This is a genomic window from Serratia sp. B501 (assembly GCF_051172315.1).
Taxonomy (GTDB): domain Bacteria; phylum Pseudomonadota; class Gammaproteobacteria; order Enterobacterales; family Enterobacteriaceae; genus Serratia; species Serratia ureilytica.
On sequence record NZ_JBPIZB010000001.1, the window covers coordinates 859,101 to 879,439 of the forward strand.

The window sequence follows — 20,339 nt, forward strand, 5'->3', positions numbered from 1 at the left end:
GTAAGGGGTTCCATGGATAAACATTACGTGCTCGACATTCAGTATGCAGGAAAAGCCTTTGCCCGCCTGCAGCTGTTCACCCCGTGGGCAGCCGATCAGCTGGAGCAGGCCTGCGCGCTGTTCCCGGCCGCACAGGGTTATCAGGTGCAGCTCAGCCAGGTCAGCGAACGCCGCATCGTCTACCAGAGCGGCGCGCAGGGCATCACGGTGCTGGGCGAATCGCTGGCGCTGATCCCCTTCACTCACGCTAGCGAGGTTAAACAATGAAAAAAGCCGTCGCCATTCGGCACGTCAACTTTGAAAACCTGGGCATCCTCGGTTCCCTGCTGTCGCTGCGCGGCTATCAGATCGATTATTACGATGCCGGCCGCGATGATATTCGTGCTATCAATAATGAAGAGACCGATCTGTTGGTGGTGCTCGGCGGGCCGATCAGCGCCGCTCAGCATTTTTCCGGCGAGCAGCGGTATGATTTTCTCGACCATGAATTCGCGCTGGTCAAACAGCGCCTGGCGCAGCGGCGGCCGACCCTCGGGGTCTGCCTTGGCGCGCAAGTGATCGCCCAGGCGCTGGGCGCGGAGGTTATTTCGCTCGGTGTGAAAGAGATAGGCTTCGCCCCGCTGACCACGCCGCCGGCGGAAGAGGAGTCGGTGCTGGCGCCGCTGGCCGACACGCCGGTACTGCACTGGCACGGGGATATGTTCATGATCCCGGACGGCGCCCGCTGCCTGGCCGGCACGGCGGTATGCCCGCATCAGGCCTTCGACTATCAGGGGTTCGCGCTCGGCCTGCAGTTCCATTTGGAGGCGGATTATCGCGATATCGAACGCTGGCTGATTGGCCATGCCTGCGAGCTGGAACTGGCCGGCATCGCGCCCCAGACCCTGCGCGACCAGGCCGCGCACCACGGCGCGCAGCTGGAACAGCGCGCGCGGCAGGTGTTCGCGCGCTGGCTGGATAACAACGAACCAAGGAAGTAACTCATGCAACAGGCTTCACCTTTGCGGTCACCGTCTATCGACGTGATCAGCATTCAATCTCAGGTGGTCTACGGCAGCGTCGGCAACGGCATCGCCTACCGCGCTCTGCTGAAAAAGGGACTGGAGGCGCTGCAGGTGCCCAGCGTGCTGTTCGGCTGCCCACCCTATTACGGCAAACCGCACGGCGGCGTCATCTCCGGCGATTGGTTCGGCGGTTTTCTCGACGACCTGATCGCCCGCGGCGTCATGAAGCGCGCACGGGCGGTGATCGTCGGCTACCTGGGCGACGTGATGCAGTGCCATATTCTGGCCAACTGGCTGCAGCGGGTGCGCTCGCTCAATCCGCAGATAAAAATCTATATCGATCCGGTGATGGGCGATTACGGTGAAGGGATCTACGTGGATGAACGCATCGTCAACTGCTATCGCTCGCCGTTCCTGCGGCTGGCCAACGGCCTGACGCCGAACGGTTTCGAACTGGAGCAGCTGTGCGGCCGGCAACTGAGCAGCCGCGAGCAGACGCAACACGCCGCGCAGGCGCTGTTGAACGACACCACCGAATGGGTGTTGGTCACCAGCGCACCGGGCGTAGCGCAACACGAAGACGAAGTGGGATTGATGCTGGTCACCCGGCAGGAAACGCAGTGCTTTACTCATCCGAAGGTCAAATCGGCGGTCAAAGGCACCGGCGATTTGTTCACCGCGTTGCTGGTCAGCCATCTGCTGCAGGGCGCTGCGCTCGACGCGGCAGTGGTTGCCGCCGGCGATGAAGTCTGCGGCGTACTGGCCGAAGCGGCGCATTTCGGTTGGGAAGAGATCGGCAGCCTGCGGGCGTTAACCTAAACCCTGACCTGGGGCAGCCTGCTGCCCCACCTCTCCCGTCTTGATTGTTTACCGTGGCAATCATTCCGCTGTGAATTTGATTTATTACTCCGTCAATGATGCGCACAGTAATGATAAATTAATTCACTATATATAAAAGATTAAACAACTAATGATTAGTGCTATTTAAAACCATAACCATACTCAACATATTGATTTATTAAAATTAAAGCCAACAAGAAAATAGAAACCGCAAAAAACATTCTGTTTTTTTGATTTCTTAAACTATTCCTCTTCTTTTACAACGTCGTGATTTTATTGATTATCTGTTATGCAAGAATAAACACTTAATTTATTTTTATGTATGTGTTGCTTTTTCAAGCGCCATTGCTATTGTTGAATGTGAGTAAAACGCGGCAACAAAGCGATTCACCACCTCCTTTTTATACCATCCTGCGTATAAGGATCTGACTATGCCTATTAAAAAGTATGTCATTCTTGATAGCGCACCCAAAGCTGTCGGCAATTCCGATTTTATTCTATTAGGGTTAAAGAGCGAAGGTTTTGCCAGAGGTTGTCCGATGTTATTTGGCGGCACCGCCGATGCTAAAGATGGCCCGGTCGATGGAAAAAACTTTGCGTTGAATGTAATAAAAAGAGAAACCTGGGAAGAAACCAATCAGAATATTAGCGTGGAGCAGGTGGTAAGATATCAGGTTTACCCCAATGACATCAGCGTTTATACCAGTAAAGACTTCACTTTCACCGGAAAAGTGGCCATTGGCGGTGAGTTTGCCTGGATTCGAAAAGTAAGCAAAGGAAAAATAAAAACCTATTTTAAAAACAAACCCGCTGCCACTAAAGACATGTTTGCTCAAGAGCTTTACGCAATGACGCTGGATGTCGATATTGAACCCACCGATGCGGAGTTCGAACAGTATTTATCTTCAGATTGCCTGAGCGCCATTTACGCTTACTGTAAAGAAACCTGCAAATAACGTCTATTAAAATGATGGGCACGCCATGATGATGGCGTGCATCTCTGGCAATGCCATTAATTTATTGGTGCCGATATTATGCTCGCAAAAGATTATACGTCAGATGAGAAACGCATCGTAAAAAACGTTATCGACCGATACGAGAACAGCGGCGTATTTCTTATCGAGCCAGGCGATCCGGTTTTAACCGAATTTTATGATATTCAATTAAAACTGGCCGGCGTCACCGCAGCCGCCGCACCGCAATTCAGCCAACTTTGGCAGCAGACGAAACGCGTCAAACGGGTCGCGGGCCGGATGAGCGAGGCCAACACCAGCGGCGCTCAGCCGGTGTACAGCATCGTCAGGCTGGATTCCACCGACGGTAAACGTTATCAAACCGACGCCATCGGCTCTCTGCCGGTTCAAGCGACCAATGTGACGCAAACCCTCGGCCTGTTCGACGGCGGCGCCGATAACGTCGGCAAGGTGGAATACAAAAGCGACTACGTTTACACGGCGGACTGCACCATCGGTGCCAGCGGTGACTATCCGCAAAGCCAGACCGGCGGCAGCTTTCCGGTTACGGTGATCTATACCTTCGCGCAAACGGTCGGCCAGCAAACCGTTTACGGCGCCGAAATCGTCACGACGCAAAGCTACCCGAAAGAAATGATCAATGATTCCCCCAGGAATCTGTATAACCAGCGCATGATTAAGATTTGCCTGACGCGTGACGATGGCGACTGTGATTATCGCACCGGCTACGATCAGGACGGCACGGTTAAAGTGCCGATAAAAGGCAATATCACCTATTTTGGCAATATTGATCTCAGCAATGGCAAGCCGGCCAACGCCAGCAATACCATTTATCTTATCCGCACCCGCGCCGGCGGCGATCCGATCACCCCTTACGGCGGCTATAATATTTTTAATTCTGCCGCAACCCGAATCAGCGGGAATAACATCACCTGGGATCTTGACTGGCTGAAATTCAACCGCGTCGATTTTGAATCCGGCGAGATGGTTTATTACGTTTTTAAAATTACGCTTGATGTCGAAGGCCGCAGTATCGCCGCCTTTATTACTAACGCACCCAAAGAAAGCGATCCGGATCGCCGTCTGCTCAATACCGTACAAATAAAACCGATGCAGATTATTTATGGCTGCCTGGCAGAGGGTACATTGATTTTAATGCAGGATGGGACAGAAAAGCCGATCAATGCTCTCACGGCGGATGAATTCGTTATTTGCGGCAATAACCACCCCAGGCGCATTGAGAATATCACCACGGGGCAGGAGCAGCATTACATTGACATTACCGCCCGCGACCAGGCGGCACGTGAATATCGTATAAAAGCCAGCCTGGGGCACCCTTTCGTCACCGCAAACGGTATTTTTCTCGCCCGTGAATTGACCTCAGGCATGTGTCTTAAAACCCGGCACGGTGAGTGCGAGATTACCGCCATCTCTCTCCAGCCCGGTGAGTTAACCGTTTATAACCTGCAACTCGGCGCTGACTCTCCGCTGCAAAAAAACCAATGTGCCCTCAGTACTTTTTATGCTAACGGCGTGTTGGTCGGTGACGCGCTGGTTCAACATCTCTATGAAGACGAATATCACCAACGCCCAAAAAACGTGCTGAAAACGTTACCCGACGAGTGGCACCAGGATTACCACAATATGATCAATGCAGCGGGCGAATAATATCATGTATGAAGGCTATCCCGACTTCCAGCGCATTATTATCTGCGATGATCAACGTTTCGTCGCTGCGTATCGACAAAACGACGCCTATTATTTATATCCGCAGGCGCTCAGCATTCTGGCGGCCGACCCTTTGGCTTTCTCGCTGGATATCGTGCGTAGTTACAGTACCGATAGCCTCTACGGCTGGCTGAATTTCACCACGCAATTGCAGTTCGCCGGTGAACAAAGCCTGCAGGTATTTAAGCAACAGTATCCGGATTGCGCGGTGAAGGCGCTGCCGGTCTTGCCGGGCAGCCTGGGATTCGACGTGCCCATCGATTACCACAGCGATCTGTACGGCCGGCACTACGACACCACCTGGTATTCAGCACAGTGCAGTCAATTCATCATTCTGCTCAATGCGACAAGCACTCAGTTGATCGAGCGCACCCTGCTCGATGAGACGATAGGCTTCAACGCGCGTCTTGACGGTTTCGTCGAAGGCGTATCACCGCGTCTGGCCTACCGGGTGGAATTTGATGCCCGTGCGCTGATCCTGGCCCTGGCCGCCGGCGTGGAGGGCGCCCATGCCGTGGGCGATACCGGGATTGTCTTTCCCTACGACGGGCTGACCCTCTACCTCAGCCGCAACCTCACCCGCTTGCCGCTCGACATCGACCCACCGCCGCCGGCGAACGATCCGGCCGGCGATCTGCTGCTCAGCCAGGCTTTACTCGATCGGCTATACAACCTGTACGGTGCGCCGTCTGTCGGCCCCGCCGCCGGCAATATGGCACAGATCCTTCTGACGCCGCCCCCGCATGCCGGCCGGACCCGGTGCGATCTGGCCAATGTCGCGCTGACTCAGCGGCCGCTTTGCTTCACGCTGGATCCGTTCGCCGCCGCGCAGCAGATCGCCAAAGTTTCGCCCGATACCATTATCCATCGCAGCACCGCACCGCCGCTGCCGGCGGGAGAGCGAGAGATCAACGTCTTTTACGCCTATCCGCTGGGGTTGCAATCCGGCGTTTCGATCGATATTCAGCTGACCGTACCGCCCGGCAATATCTACCCGATCGAGCAAACGCAAACGCTGGCGCTGCGGCCCGACCGCTCCTGGTTAACCTTCAAGTTTCACAACAGCGCGCTGGATGCACAGCCGTTTTTCTACCAGATCCGCGTGAATTACCCGCAAGACGGCATTTACCGCACGCTGCCCGGCGAACAACGTCGCTGCGACGAGGATAACCTGGTACTGGATTACGCCGCGCTGCCTTGCCGCTTCCTGACCCTGTATCTCGACCCAACGTTCGCCCAACAAAGCCGACTTGGCGGCCTCTATCACTCCGCCGACTGGCGCCAAACGTGGACGCTCAGCGCATCGGCGCCCTATTTCAGCGCACCGATCCTGGGCGACCCGACTTTTGCCGAGGCAACCGCCTATTCGCTTTCCGGCGGCAACGCCGTCCCGTTACCCGCCCCGATCGTGCAAAACGCCACCATCGGCGCCTACAGTTTTCCGCAGTTCGGCGCACAACAGGCGACGATCACCGCTCGGCTGCCGCCGCAGTTGCTCAGCGCCGTATTGAGTTTTCAGCCGCAGGACAGTGAGCGCACCAGCGAGCGCACTTTTACGCATTCGCAGCCGAGCTTTGTCTACAAATGGAACGTCACCTCCATTTTCGCCGCCGGCTTCCGCTACAAGACTCCCACTGGCCCCTGGTCGCCTTATGTCACCGGCGACCAAACGATCGATATCAAGGGTGATACACCATGACCGACGAATTGGATCCACAACGTACGTTGCAAAACTTCTTTCTTCTTGATCGCGCGCTGGCGTTTCACGACCAAACGCGCCCCAGCGGCTGTTACACCTACGGCAGCTATACGCCGCAAGTGGTGCAGGAAACGCCGGCCGGCAAGATCAGCTCGTTGCATTTGCTGACCAGCCCCGGCGGCGGCCTGGCGACCTTCATTGCACCGAAGCTGCCGGTCGACAGGACTGCGATCGAGGACTATATCCGCCGCCATTTCGTTCCCGCTCCGGAAACCATCACCCTGGAGCAGGAGGAGATCCAGCAATCGCTGTGGCTGCACTTCGCGCAACGGCCGGCTACTGCCGCCTACAGCGTCGAATTTGAACAGTCTAAAATGGCGTTGACCCATGAGGAGTCTGGCCGGCTGGCGGGCGCGATCCAGGGAACAAAAGACCAGGTCTATTTTCTCACCCGCAGCCGATTCAGCGTCGACAGCCGCGTCAATGCCCGTTTGCAGGCCGATTGGGTCGCGTTTGTCACCCTGGCCTTCAACGAGCAGGCGCGGCAACCGGAAGCGATCGCCAGGCTGCTGAACCAACAAATCGACGCCGGCGTCGTCATTGTGCAAGCGCAGTTCGACAATGCGCCTTCAGAGCAGACGCAAGCTCGCGTTCGCCAGGCGTTGGTAAACACCGCCTCACTGCTGATCGCCAACACGCTACGCAACATCTCGTCGCCAGAACAAATCCCCAACAAGCTGAATTACCAAATCGAATACGACGACACCGTGCCCCAGCGCTATCTGCTGGAGCAGCAACGTGACATTGCTGAATTGCTCAATCGGCTGCCGGCCGACGGCATCATCTCCTTTACCGCTACGCCCCTGCCGGAACCTAGCAGGCCGGATAAGCCGATCGAGCCTCAACGCTGCACCGTCAGCCTGGGATTTGATCCGAAAGGCTTCAATATCATGGCGATAGAGCTGCGCTGGGCAGATCAACAGATGCCGATGGCGTGGCCCAGCTTCCCGCCAGTGACGCTGGAAACGACAGCGACAGTGAGCGATATCGCACTCAAGGTGACCTTCGCCGATTACACCAGCTTCGAGAGCCGGCTGGCGTGGCAGAACGCCATCGCGCTGACGCCGCAGGATGTGGGTTTCTATAGCCTGCTGTTCGACGCCGAGTCTCTGAAGTCCGAATTCAAAACGATCTCCGGCAGCGCCAGCTATCTCCCGGCGGGCCAGGGCAAGAAACAAAGCTTCACCTTCGCCTTTTCCGCCGCGCAGTGGCAGGCCACCTGGTGGATCAACGCCCATGCCGCCGGCCTCAACGGCCGGGTGGACTATCGCTGGCAAGGGAAAACGGCGGCGCTATTCCCCAAAAACTACGACTCCGGCCCCCTGCAGGCCACCACCGGCCCCATCAAACTGCAATACCACAAGTGACATAAACAAGAGGACCGCCCTATGTTAACCACCGCTTTGCAGCAATCGATAAAAATCGACGTCACCGAGTATTTGGGCGTCAAGGAATACGCGTATACCTGCTACGGCGACAGCGACAGCAAGGATATCTTCTATGTGGTGCCGGAGATCCCGGTGTTTGCCAAACGGGATACCAATACGCCGAGCTTCATGTTTTACAAATACCGCAGCGAAGATACCCAAGGCGGCTACGCGCAATTCACCGTGCAGCTGCCGCAGCCGAATGCGGAAATGAAAGACCGCATCCGCCTGCAGCTGTATAACGGCCTTGGCAGAAAAGACGGCCCGCTGGATAAAAAATCCAAGCTCATTGTCGACTACATCAAGGCGAAACAGGCCTATGAAGCGGACCCGGAAAACAGCACCAAGAAGACCGCGATGGACCAGGCGCAGAAGAATACCGGCCTGAGCGATGAACAGCTCAACCGGTTTGTCGCGCTCTACGACGGCAACAAGGGCGACGATCAATTCCTCAGCGAACTGATGCCGGCGGACGCTGCGAAAATCGAACTGATGCAACCGCGCTACACCTCGGCGCAGGCCATGCTGATCCTCGACGGCAACGATAAGTTCTATCGCCAGATCCCAACGCCGCTGTCCCCCTCCGGCCTCGGCGACAACAATACCGTATTCAGCCTGTCGCTGACCGGGGAAGGCGCCACGCTGTTTGAACAGGTACTGAAAGGCACCGATAAAAACGCCAGCGTCGGCGTGCGCTTCGATCTCTCCCTGGATGCCTCCATGTCGGCGGCCAAAGTGATCGTCACCTACAACAGCGAGCAGGCCAAGTCCGTAGCGCAAACCATCAACTACCACACCTGGTCCGCCGACGAGAAAAAGATCGAGCAGGAGTTTTACGCCAAGGAAGCGATCAAGGTGGACGTGCAGATCGGGTTGACGGCGCAAGAGATGGGCATGGAACCCGGCGCCTATGAAAAATGGAAGGAGAGTCTGCGAAACTGGGGACAACAGCAGGTCGAGCAGATCCTGAGCAGCCAAACCGGCATCGACATGAGTCTCAATTTGCTGAACGACGCCGGCAGCTTTGAAAAATTCGAGTCCAAAATCTCGCAAACTCAGAGTTTCACCCGCGAATATGAAGAGAACGCCGTGGTGTCCTCCACCATTTACCCGCAAACTCAGCTGCCGTCGATACGCTCAATCGTCGGCGAAGCCGATTTGGATCAGTACTTCAAAGAGTACGATCTCCACGACCCGTTCTATCAGTACATCCAGCCGGAGTTCTTCGTCACCGAAGACATGGCCAAGTATGATATCGCCAATATCGTGGTCACCGCGGTGTACGACGACGATCTCAAGAGCACGCTGACCTTTACGCCGAAGGATCCGGGGCCGAAGAAAACCGACAAGTGGTTTATCAAACCCGAGCTCGGCCGCGCCTACCGTTATCACTACACCGTCAACTTCACCGGCATGCAGGCCAAGCCTTACCTGTCTGGGGACATCCAGGTCAAAGACGATCTGGTGGTCACCATCAACGCGGCGCAAAGCGGCATCGTTTATGCGGATATCTCCACCCTGCTCAATCCGCTGGGCTGGGAGGTTTTCAGTCAGGTCGTGGTCACAACCCTGTACGAAGACAAAGAACATCACGTGTCGCCCAAGCAACACACCCAGGTGATTAGAGTCGATAACCCGCCGGTGCCGTTTATTTATCCGATCGGCACCAACGTGGAAAAGCCGCTTTATTATTCGGCCGACTACTATGCGCTGGACGGCGACAGCCTGACCTACCTCCCGCCTGGCGTGGAAAGCAACCCTCAGCTGCCCGGCTATGGCGAAACGCGCGGCAATCAGATCCTGATCGCCAACGCCCTGCCGAAGCAGCAGAAATACACCATCATCTTCAAACCGTCGCAAAAAGACGTTTCGCTGATCACCTTCGAGATGACGGTGAACTACCCGAAATGGGACTTCTCGCAAACGCAGCCCATTGCGTTAACCGAGTTCGACACCAAGTCGCTCACGCAGTACCTGACATTCAACCTGATGCAGCAAGAGAAAGGCAACGAGCCGCAGATCAACTACGTCGCCACGGTCTATTACGGCGATAACCAGGAGAAAACCGTCACCAAGCCGATCACGGGCACCAGCACCATCGTGGTCGTGACCTTCTGACGGCCGGTCTCCGCCGGAGCAAGCCTGCCTTGCTCCGGCTCCCTCTTCGATGACGTGGGGTTGCCGCTATGCGCGATCAGGTAATCATGCAAGACATCTGTTTTATTCGAGCGGACCCGGATCGGCCCGTGTATTACTACTGTGCCGCCGCGCCGAGCGTGCAGGTCGCCGCAGGCAATCAACCCGATGTCCAACTGCAAATTTTCAGAAACCTCAACCAACCGGACGATCTTTACTACGCCACGCTGTCGTTGCAGACCCAGTTGGCCAGTTCGCCCGAAGCGGCGCAACGCGCCGCCGACGCCAGCCCGGACATACCGCGCGGTGCGATCTTATTGCCGCTGCAGGCGATCGCCTGCAGCGCGACGCTGAATATCCCCGATCTTATCCCCGGGCAGACCAGCAAAACCTCGCTGAGCGACCAGCAATATTGCTACCTGTCCGCCAAACTGGACGACGACGACGATATCCTGCTGCTGGCGAGCCTGATGCGCACGCCGGCCTCGACGCCGATCGCCGTCAGTTACAAAATCGACTACCTGCAGCAGCTGCCGCCGGCCACCTTCGAGCTGGAAGCCAACTGGGACCAGGTTTACCGTTACCTGCAGCGCTCGATAGGCTTTAACCTGCTGATCTTTAGCGTCGGTATCGAGCAGACATCCACCCAGTTGATCAGCGAGAAAATCGTCACCGTCAAAGTCAGGGACACCGACCCCGACGGCCATATGGCGCAGGCGGCCGCCGAACTGACGCAGATCCTCACCAGCCAGTTCTTCACGCCGGTTATCGCCAACGAACCGCAGCAGACAAGCCCCAAAGCCGGCTTTTATCTGCAACAGGTCTCGGTTGAAAACATCGACCAACGTCGCCTGAGCGGCAAGATCAGCGAAACCACCGTCGTGCAGCGTTCGCTCTATCCGCAGGCCCTGTTCGCCCAGCTGGTCAACGGCACGGACTATCAGGCCGATCGCGCGATCGTCAAACGCGATCTGCAGGATGACTTTTTCGCCTATCGCGAGGTGCGAGTCAGCCTGCTGTCGGATGCCCTTGACGCCAATATCCTGCTGGTGACGGCCCGGTTGCGCTATGGCTCAAACAGCCGACAGCTGAAATTCACCCGCGACGACTTCGGGCCCAAACCGTTTAAGGAACCCAGCCTGATCGACCCGAAAACGGGAAAAATGCTGTGGCCGGTCGAGTATGACTTTACCGTGTACTTCAACCAGTCGATAGGCGGCGTAACTTCGGTCAGCTCCGGCAGCCTGCAAACGGAGATGAGCGAGGTCTTTCTGGACGTCGAGTCGCTCTACGGCCGCTATGATTTCGCGATCGAAGCGGCGCAACAGTTTGACTGGCAGCGCTATCAATCCGTGCTGGTCACGCTACGCTATCGCCACCGGCAACAGCCGAACAGCAGCGTGTCGCGCAGCTTCCAAATTGACCAGGCCAGCCCGCGGGCCCACTACTCGGTCATGCTGCCGGAGCCGGACGAATACCAATTCGACGTCAACAAAACCTACAGCGCCGCCGTCAACTCACCGCATATTTCCGCCGAGCTGCAAGAACCGACCGGCCAGGACGTTTACCTGTTCTCGACCCTGTATCGCCAGCGCGTGCTGACGCTGTCGGCCGACATGGACTGGCGCCGGGTGGAAATGGTCATCGTTTCCGCCAGCTACGCCTGCACGCCGGCGGAAACGCTGCAGCAGGTGTTTCAATTCACCGAATCCGACGCCGCCCCGCGCTGTTTCAGCGCCGATCAACTCGATCCCAAGCAGCTGACCGTCGATCTGGATATCTGGCTTACCTATCAACCCGGCGAAGGCGGCGATCGGCCCGAAAACGTGCAGTGCTCGACCGACGCCAACGCTTTCGATCTCGCCACCCTCAGTTAACTAAGGAAACGCCATGTTATTACTCAGAGCCAAAACCGCCACCATCAACAACATCACCTTCTTCGCCGACGATTCAGACGATAACCAGTTCTGGTATCTGCCCGGCGATATCCACATTGCGCAAAAGTCGGGCGAACCGGTGTTTTCGTTGATCAAATACACCGGCGACGCCAGCGACCCGCAAGGGGGATACATCAACTTCGAGGTCAATACGGCGATCGACGAGGCGGTGTTGAACCGTGCCTTTAACGACTATCTGCGCAAACTGAACGTTGATCCCAAGAACGCCCGCAAGGCCCAGGTACCGTATGATAAAGGTACGGTGAACTTCTTCGTGCTCGACGCGGGTGCCGCCAACGGTGAGCTGATCAGCGCCCCTTGCCCAAGCCTGTTCGGCAACAACAGCGCCATTTTCAGCGCCAAGCTGACGCCGTCCCAGGCGGTGATCCTCGAGGCCGCGTTCACCCAGGCCAAGGCGCCGGCCGCCGTCGCCTATAACCTCAGCTTCACCGGCATCACGCCGGCGCTGAAGGTCGAAGTGACCGCACAGTTCGAAAGCATCTACAAAGAGTTCGATCTGAAATTCGGCGCCAACATTCCCATCCCGGTTGAGACGCCGGCCAGCTTCTGGCTGGGCTTCGACAGCGTCATCAAAAAACTGCAGCAGGATCAGAAACTGGTGATCAAGGTCACCGAAAGCATGCCGGGCGATGAAGAGGCCAAAGAGAAAGAGTGGGCGCTGCAGTTCGTCAAGGAAGAGATCCTGAAAAGCTTTTTCAGCGCCACGCTCAAACCTAACGACGACAGCAACCCGCAGGCGAAATCCGCCAGCGACGCCATTCTGGATTCGCTTATCGCCAGCGACAAGAAAGAAGGCGAAGAAGCCGGCAAAGGCGGCCTGTTCCCCAGCGCGTCGCTGGAGATCAAGCTGGTGCGGATCGAGGAAACCAAAAGCCTGAACTTCAACTACACCTCGTCGAAGGCCCTAAGCCAATCCGCCGTGCCGCAAAACTTCATCGGCAGCGATATCCTGCATGCTCAGAAAACTGCGCCCTACTTTATTCAGGTCAACGTCAACGATCCGTTCTTCCAGCAGTTGGATTTGACCGTGCTCGGGCCGGACAGCTTCGAGGAGTATGGGATCAAGGCCGCCAGCTTCAACATCCGTTACAACAACCAGGTTTATACCGGCGCGCCTTTCACCAACGATGACGGGACATGGACCAAACGCATCGCCCGCAGCAGCGATAAGAACGAGCTGTTCCATACCACCAGCGAATTCGCTTTCAAATCCGCAGCCTCCTCGGGCTGGGAAGGCAGCAGCAACTATCAGTCGCTGTCCGAATCGGCCTCGACGCTGCTGAACATGGATCCCGGCTCAGTGCTGTCGTTCAACGAGATCAGTATCTTCCTCGATCGCAAATTCTCTTGGGAAAACTGCAATCAGGTCATGGTGGAGCTGAGCTATCAGGATGACAAAGGAAGCCGCAAGATCAAGAAATATACCTTTAACCAAGACGCGCACGAGAGCCAAACGTTCAAATACCGCTGTCTGACGGAGAAGCCCTGGGCGGTCAATTACACCCTGATCTACTTCCTGGTAGGCGGGGAAACCGTCGAACGCAGCGGCAGCGAAAACCCGCCGGCGATCGTCATCCCCAATCTGGTTTAGGTGTGCGCCATGACCGATCGCAACGCAGTGTTACCCGCGGCATGGAACGCCCTGGTCAGCGCCCTGTGCAAGGAAGCGCCCCACTTGCAAAACACGCTGGCCCCGGACGTCGCCCGCTTCAGCCGTATGAAAGCGACGCCCGGTGGTTTGTCCGCCGCGTTTACCACCAGCCTGCTCGGTTATAACGGCAGCCCGTTGGAGTTCACCGTCTCGTCGGCCAAACCGCAGGGGCTCGCCTGCACGCTGGATCCCTTTTTACCGCGCTACGCGCAGCGGCGCGGCGGCGAGGCGTTTGTCCGACACTGTCAGGCGATCACCGCAGCCCCGCTCGCCGATCCCGCCAACAGCCTGGAGGCGGTGCGACGCATGCAATGTGCAAGCGTTCAGCCGTTGCGCTTCGGCGCCTGGCTCGGGCGAAAATACGCCCCGGATGCGATCAAAACCAAAGTCTACGTTGAAACCCCCGCTGACATGGCGGCCGCGCCCGATGGGTTTCAGGAGCCGCTCGCCGCCGAGGCCCGCCGCGCGGCGGGATTGACGCTGCTGATGGCCGGGTATTATCCGGAGTCTGACGACTCTCCGCGCGAATATTACTACCAGTGGCACAGTGCGCGGATCACGCGCGACGATATCCTCGCCGTCATGCGGCTGTTCGAGGGAGAAAGCCGTTTTTCCGCCCTGATGCCGCTGCTGGACCGCGCGCTGCAGCAGCAGGACCGACGGGACTTCCCCCTGACCACCTACGGGTTCAGTCTGGGATACGCGTCGGACGGCAATTTGGAGAGTTTTACGCTGTTCGCCATGGCGGCAAGTTTTTTCGGCGACAACCGCCGCGTTTTTGACGGCATCACCGCGTTGCTGGCGCCTGATGGCCAAACCCTGCCACTGCTTAACCGCGCGGTGAGCGAGCAAGTTCCGTTGCAGTACAACGTCGTCGGTTTTTCCTGCGATCGCCAGGGCAATCACAGCGTCAGCTGCACGTTCAGCCCGCAGAATGCGCATTTCGAAATCCTGCCATGCAAAGCGCGCGAAACGGCACCGCTTGTGCCATTGCCGTTGGCAGAGCTGCTGGCGCAGCAGTGTGCCAGCGGCGCCTTTCCCTCTCATGTCAGAACGCCGGATGGCCGCTGGCACAAGGATGAAAATGCTTTTGTCACCGCCCAGGTGCTGCGCACGCTGGATTATAGCGCCCAGACCGCGCCCCATATCGAGCTGGCGCTCGACTTCTTGCTCGGTTGCGAGAGCCGCCCGCACCACTTCCATTTTTGGCCTGCCGGCAAGCACCCCACCTGGATGGCGGGCCAGCGGATCGACGCTGACATCGACGATACCGCCATTATCACTGAGCTCTTGTATCGATTTGATCGGCGCTCGTTGGCGCAAGCCAGGCAAACGCTGGCGCAGATGCAGGCTTATCAGGTACAGCGCGTCGAACGGCGGCTGAAGACGACGCCCTATCCCTGGGCCGAGTGTTACGCCTTTCACACCTGGATGAAAGACGACGGTGATATCACGCAGCTGGACTGCTGCGTGAATACCAACGCGCTGATTTTAATCCATGCGTTGACCGCCGCTCACGGCAGCCCGCCGCCGGCCTATCCGCGCATTATCCAAATGCTGAATCAGGCGGTGAGCTGGAGCGACGGCGATTACAACCGTCTCAACGCGTTAACGCCCTATTATGCCCACCCGCATGAGTGGCTGAGTACGCTGGAATACGCCAGGCGGCAAGGGGTGCCGCAGCTTTCACCGGCGATCGATGCGCTGGCCGCCTGGCGCTTGCCGGCGACCAATGACGAAAGCCCGCTTTATCGCCGTCACGACGGTCATTTTCTTTGGACTTCCGCCTGCCTGAACCAGTTCAGACATCTGGCACGCCTTTCTTCCCTGGAGGATCGCTATGAACATCTTTCTCAATGATCTGGTGACGCTGAACAAGGTCATTTTGGACAACGCGCGCGAACAGTTTCCCGACGCCGAAGCCCCCCGTCTGCGCTACCGCGCCGCGCCCGCGCCGGTGGCCGACGAACTGCAGGCCGATGTTTGTACCGAAGTCGTCTCGGGAGAGACGCGCTATCGCATCGCTACCACCAGTGACGGTACGCGCTGGCATATGACGGTGGATTTCGCGCTCAGCCGCGCCGTTCAGCAGGTGCCCTACGTGGTGCTGACCTTCAGCACTTTCGGCAAGGTTGAAGAAATGATCTTCGAACAGGTTTTGCTGGACGCCCCGCCGATCCGCTACCGCGCCCAGCTCGACCTGGACCTCCTGGAACAGCGTGACGCGCTGCTGCGAGCGCTGTCGGATTATGACTCGCAAACCACGCTGGTGGTCGCCATCGTCACCGATAACGGGCTCCTCAACACCATCACCTCGCCGAAAGTCTTCTACTTCGCCGAGAACTACTATCCCTATATCTATCAGGGCATCCTGCCGCCGCCGCCGCGCCTGCAGCTGATCCTCACGCCGCTGGCCTTCGGGCATCTGTGGTACAACTACTATCAGGACTATGTACGAAAAAACTATCTTTATTACCTGCCGGATACTTTCCTGCTGGCGACCAACGCCGCCGAGGACGACAAACCGATGCTGTCTATCTCGTTTTCTGCAGCGCCGCACGCGACCTCGCTCAACGATGTCGAAGTGACGTTCGACTATTTCCTGTCGCCCAAGGTCAATCAGGCGCGCATCGGCGACGCCACCGCACAGTTCACGCAGATGCAACCGGACGGCAAGCTGGCACCCTTCGCCAACGCGGACACCCTGACGCTGCAGCTGGGGCTACCGGACGGAAAAACGGAGGAAAAAAACGCGCTGATCAATCTGCAGAGCGGCATCGTGGATTCATTCACGCTGCCCGCCAGCCAATTTGGATTGATTTGGGATGCCTTCTTCGATCGGTCGCCGCAAAACCTGCTGCTCAAGGGATATCTGGCGGTGCAGTTCACTGGCTTCAACCCGGATAATCTGCCCGTAGCGCTGGCGCTGGACGCCAAATACCAGAACAGGCTGCCGGACTTCATCAAGCAATCCGCCCCGGCGGACATCAATAAGACCGTGGAATTCCGCAGCGACGCAGGCGCCTACGATCCTGCCGGACCGCGACCAATCAAGCGCATGCTGGTCAGCATCGACAACCAAACTATTGAGCTGGACAAGGAACACCCCGTTCAATCGGTTAACGTGAAGATTTCCGTGCTGGAACTGATCCTGCATCCGGACAAGAAGCTGGTGTATCACTACGATTTGCAGATTATCTATGTCGACGGCGGCAAAAAGTCCTCCTACGACAATACGTCCAGCTTCGAGATTATTTACGTCCCCTGAACGGGGAAAGAATGGCGGCGCGGACGGGCGGCATCCAGCCCGGTGCGCCGGAACAGAGGATCAGCGTTTTTTCTTTTTGTTGAAATCCAGCTCGAAGGCGAACACGGCGCTCTGAATTTTGCGCTCCATCGCCAACCCGAGCTTAAGAAAGCGGCATGACAGGCGCGAGAAGTGCACCACCTGGTCGTTATCGTCGGTTTCCTGATCGTCGTTGACCACCACCAGCTCCATGTTGACCTTGAAGCTGCCGTAGCTGCCCAGATCCAGCTCCGCTTTCTTGAACTGCAAGCCTGGCTGGAAGAAATCCGGCAGCGGGCCGTCGAAGCGTAAACCGACGCCGCCGGCGGAGAGATCGTGGATCCGCAGCTCGTACGGCGTGCCGTCCGGGTATTCGCCGGTACAAAAGAATTGGCGCCAGTGCGGCGTAGTGATGCGGAATTGACGGCGACGCTGGATATAGACCAGCTCCTGCGGCAGCCGGGTCGAACAGGCCTGTACGCCCTGATGTTCGGTCAGCTCCGCCTGGGGGACGGAAAACTCGATTTTGGCGTCGTTGCTTTCAATCACGATGGTGCAAGCGCCGTCGATGGCGCTCGAGGCTTCCTCACCGCTGAACACGATATTGTCCGGCCCGACGCTCAATAACAGACTTTGAAACCGGTGCTGCTGATTTTCTACGCGCAGCGGCGTGCGTTGTTTGCAAATTTCTCGCAGAATCGCCAGAACTTCAAAACGCTCCCGTTTGATAAACAGTCCGTTATCGCTGTGCTCCACACGTGTCTCCTGACTTTTTTTCTAATGACGTCTTACGTATTCCTTACGGTTATCATCTCTGGGAATATTCCTAAAGTCAAATTTGCCAGCGTTGCCAGGCCTGCGGCAGCAGGCGCGCGAAACGTTTCGCCCATGCCTGTTGCCCGCGTTCGTCAGCGACCAAATCCTGGCGAATTTCGATGCCGACGTAAGGCAAACCGCGGCGCTCCGCGTGCACCGGCAACGTGTAATCGGTGGCGTCCGTCATCGCATAAGGTTCGTTAATACCCACCTGCAGATCCCCCTCTTCACGCAGCAGTTCAGCCAACAGCAGCGCAAATTCCGGGTAGCGGTTAAACAGCAGCCCCACCTGCCAGGGGCGCGATTGGCCCTTGAACACCGGCGTGAAGCTGTGCATGGCGATCACCGCCGTCGGCAGTTCGCGCAGTTGGCGTTGCCCCAGATACTCGTCGATAGCGTGGTGATACGGTAAAAATACCTCGCGCTCACGCGCCAGCGCGTGTTCGGCGTCGATGCCGATATTGCCGGGGATGGGCGTCAGTTCAGACAAGTGAGGGATCGAGCTGGCGATGCCGGGCGCCCGGTTGCAGTCGATCACCAACCGTGAGTAACGCTGATGAATCAGCGTGGCGTCCAGTTGGCGGCTCAGATGGCGCGATACGCCCAGCGCGCCGATATCCCAGCCGATGTGGCGCTCGATCTCCCCCGGCGGTAAGCCGAGATCCCCGAGGGATTGCGGTATCGCCTTGCCGGCGTGATCGCACAGCAGCAAAAATGGCGCTTTGCCGCGCGGGGTTTCAACGGCGGCGGCGGGCGGTTCATCGGCGGACAATAACGGCGGGATAAACGAATGAGGCATGAAAGGCTCCGGCGGTGGAAAGCAAAACGTTTATCGTAGCGCTATCCCGTCGCCGGCCCCAAGGTCGTGCTTAGATCAAAAAGGCATGAGTCAGACGCCGATCATGCCGTCTCGGCTTCCTGCGGCTGATGCACCGCAATATAACGTTGATAACGCGACGGCTTGAGCCGCGAGGTATCCACCAGCACCAGGCCGTCGATGCAGTTGTTGAAGGCCGGATCGGTGCCAAAGTCGATAAACTGCACCCCGCCCGGTTCGCACAGCTCGGTGTACTGTTTGTACAGCGTCGGGATCGAGCAGCCGATGTTGCTGAGCAGGCTCTTCAGCCGCACCAGATCTTCCTGGTAGTTATCCCCGGCAAACTGCGCCAGCACCTGCGGCAACGACGCCGGATAAGGACGACGCGACTGCGCGAAGGCGTGGTCCGGCGAGAAATAGAGCCGATAGAAGGCGATCAACAGATCCCGCGCCGCCAGCGGCATGCCGCCGGAAATGGATACCGGGCCGAACAGATAGCGATACTGCGGGTATTTCGACAGATAGGCGCCGATGCCCAGCCACAAATAATCCAGCCCGCGCTTGCCCCAATAGGCCGGCTGAATGAAGCTGCGCCCCAGTTCGATGCCCTGCGCCAGGATCGGTTCCATATCGCGGTCATAGTGGAACAGGCTGTTGCTGTAGATGCTCTCCAGGCCCTTACGCGCGATTTGTTCGGCGGTGGGGATAAAACGATAGGCGCCGACGATCTCCAGCTCCTCTTCATCCCACAGCACCAGGTGATAATAATCGTCGTCGTAGCTGTCCAGATCGCGGCGGCGGCCGGATCCTTCCCCCACCGCGCGGAAAGCGATCTCGCGCAGGCGCCCCAGCTCGCGCAGGATCGGCGTGCGCGCTTCATCGTGACGGCGATAGAGGTAGATGGTTTTGCCGTCCGGCGTCACCCCCAGTCGTTCGCAGTTCGCCAGCGCCTTTTTCAGCTCCAGACGCTCTTCCGGCAACGCGATCGGCGATTCGCTGGCGAACAGCCCCGGTTTGCCCTGGCCCAGGCGATACACGTGGCGGCGAAAGCGCTCCGCCAGATCCTTGGCGCTGGTGTGGCCATCGTGCCAGTTGGCGAACGGCACGCGGCCGCCGATGCGGATCCTGATGCGCCCGCCCCGCTGCTGGAACATTTCACGCACCAGCAGCAGCGTCGACAGCGGACGGTAGACCAGCGACGTAAAGTAGAACAGGTTGCTGTTGCGCGCGCTGATATGAATCGGCACGATCGGCGCGCGCGCCTTGGCGGCCAGACGCAGAAAACCGGTATGCCAGTGGCCGTCGCGGATGCCTTTCGGGCTCATGCGCGACACTTCGCCGGCCGGGAACAGGATCAGCGCGCCCTGATTGTCCAGCTGCTGCTGCATGCCTTCTATCTGTTTGCGGCTGGTTTTATAAGCGACGTTATCCACCGGCACGAACAGGTTGCGCAGCGGTTCGATGTAGGTCAGCAGTTGGCTGGCCACCACTTTCACATCCGGACGCACCGCCGCGACGGCGCGCAACAGCACCAGTCCGTCGAGCGAGCCGATCGGGTGATTGGCCACGAGCACCACCGGCCCCTGGCTGGGGATGTTTTCCAGATCGCCGTCCACCAGCTCGCAGCTGAGGTTAAAGTAGTCCACCACCTGCTCGATCAGATCGAGCCCTTTCAGGTGGGGATAGTCGGCGGCGAACTGTTTGAATTCTTTTTCGAAGAGAAGGGTTCTTAGCAGGCTGCGCTGCCAGGCAGGGGTATTGCGGTGTGGAAATGCATCTTGCAACAGAGAATCCAGGCTGAACATCGCGTTATCTCCTGACGTAGTCGCTGCAAACTTAAGCCAGAGCCATGACTCTGACATGTCAGTCACATGACAATAAAATGAATCCATCGACTATCAGGTATAGCAAAGTAATGGCGATTTGGGAGCGAAAGACGCATT

The 20,339-nt window shown here is 57.7% G+C and carries 15 protein-coding genes; 12 read left to right on the top strand and 3 right to left on the bottom strand.

The window, feature by feature from the left end:
- Nucleotides 1-12 precede the first annotated feature (12 nt).
- From ACSBQV_RS04255 to ACSBQV_RS04310, 12 genes are all read left to right on the top strand, one after another.
- Complete coding sequence (locus tag ACSBQV_RS04255; RefSeq protein ID WP_033643198.1) at nt 13-267, top strand: hypothetical protein; 255 nt, start codon at nt 13-15, stop codon at nt 265-267.
- The gene (locus ACSBQV_RS04260; RefSeq protein WP_099783201.1) at nt 264-980 is read left to right on the top strand and encodes a glutamine amidotransferase; all 717 of its coding nucleotides are present in this window, start codon (nt 264-266) and stop codon (nt 978-980) included. Before ACSBQV_RS04255 ends, ACSBQV_RS04260 begins: the two co-directional genes overlap by 4 nt.
- A 3-nt stretch (nt 981-983) precedes the next feature.
- Nucleotides 984-1,823: a pyridoxal kinase gene (gene pdxY / locus ACSBQV_RS04265; protein ID WP_046898262.1), complete on the top strand. Its 840-nt coding sequence runs from the start codon at nt 984-986 to the stop codon at nt 1,821-1,823.
- Between the two features lie 452 nt (nt 1,824-2,275).
- Nucleotides 2,276-2,800, top strand: coding sequence for a hypothetical protein (locus ACSBQV_RS04270; RefSeq protein ID WP_099785738.1), 525 nt, complete (start codon nt 2,276-2,278; stop codon nt 2,798-2,800).
- A 78-nt stretch (nt 2,801-2,878) separates the two neighbouring features.
- The gene (locus ACSBQV_RS04275; RefSeq protein WP_099785740.1) at nt 2,879-4,486 is read left to right on the top strand and encodes a hypothetical protein; all 1,608 of its coding nucleotides are present in this window, start codon (nt 2,879-2,881) and stop codon (nt 4,484-4,486) included.
- 4 nt (nt 4,487-4,490) lie between these two features.
- The gene (locus tag ACSBQV_RS04280; RefSeq protein ID WP_099786182.1) at nt 4,491-6,245 is read left to right on the top strand and encodes a hypothetical protein; all 1,755 of its coding nucleotides are present in this window, start codon (nt 4,491-4,493) and stop codon (nt 6,243-6,245) included.
- On the top strand, nt 6,242-7,672 hold the full coding sequence (locus ACSBQV_RS04285; protein ID WP_099785742.1) for a hypothetical protein: 1,431 nt from the start codon (nt 6,242-6,244) through the stop codon (nt 7,670-7,672). Before ACSBQV_RS04280 ends, ACSBQV_RS04285 begins: the two co-directional genes overlap by 4 nt.
- A gap of 21 nt (nt 7,673-7,693) precedes the next feature.
- Complete coding sequence (locus tag ACSBQV_RS04290) at nt 7,694-9,850, top strand: hypothetical protein (protein WP_099785744.1); 2,157 nt, start codon at nt 7,694-7,696, stop codon at nt 9,848-9,850.
- 128 nt (nt 9,851-9,978) lie between these two features.
- Complete coding sequence (locus tag ACSBQV_RS04295; RefSeq protein WP_434991420.1) at nt 9,979-11,745, top strand: hypothetical protein; 1,767 nt, start codon at nt 9,979-9,981, stop codon at nt 11,743-11,745.
- 13 nt (nt 11,746-11,758) lie between these two features.
- Nucleotides 11,759-13,417, top strand: a complete 1,659-nt coding sequence (locus ACSBQV_RS04300) for a hypothetical protein (protein ID WP_047026040.1) — start codon at nt 11,759-11,761, stop codon at nt 13,415-13,417.
- A gap of 9 nt (nt 13,418-13,426) precedes the next feature.
- Nucleotides 13,427-15,337 (top strand): hypothetical protein, encoded by a 1,911-nt coding sequence (locus tag ACSBQV_RS04305; protein ID WP_099785748.1) that lies wholly within the window; start codon nt 13,427-13,429, stop codon nt 15,335-15,337.
- On the top strand, nt 15,318-16,745 hold the full coding sequence (locus ACSBQV_RS04310) for a hypothetical protein (RefSeq protein ID WP_099785750.1): 1,428 nt from the start codon (nt 15,318-15,320) through the stop codon (nt 16,743-16,745). The genes ACSBQV_RS04305 and ACSBQV_RS04310 overlap by 20 nt, the downstream gene beginning before the upstream one ends.
- 60 nt (nt 16,746-16,805) lie before the next feature.
- Here the strand turns inward: ACSBQV_RS04310 and ACSBQV_RS04315 are convergent, their stop codons facing one another.
- The 3 genes from ACSBQV_RS04315 to ACSBQV_RS04325 form a co-directional block, all read right to left on the bottom strand.
- Nucleotides 16,806-17,519, bottom strand: a complete 714-nt coding sequence (locus ACSBQV_RS04315; protein WP_033643201.1) for a flagellar brake protein — start codon at nt 17,517-17,519, stop codon at nt 16,806-16,808.
- Nucleotides 17,520-17,595: 76 nt separating this feature from the next.
- Nucleotides 17,596-18,378: an N-formylglutamate amidohydrolase gene (locus ACSBQV_RS04320; protein WP_099785752.1), complete on the bottom strand. Its 783-nt coding sequence runs from the start codon at nt 18,376-18,378 to the stop codon at nt 17,596-17,598.
- 101 nt (nt 18,379-18,479) lie between these two features.
- Nucleotides 18,480-20,201: a lysophospholipid acyltransferase family protein gene (locus tag ACSBQV_RS04325; RefSeq protein WP_033643203.1), complete on the bottom strand. Its 1,722-nt coding sequence runs from the start codon at nt 20,199-20,201 to the stop codon at nt 18,480-18,482.
- Nucleotides 20,202-20,339 lie beyond the last annotated feature (138 nt).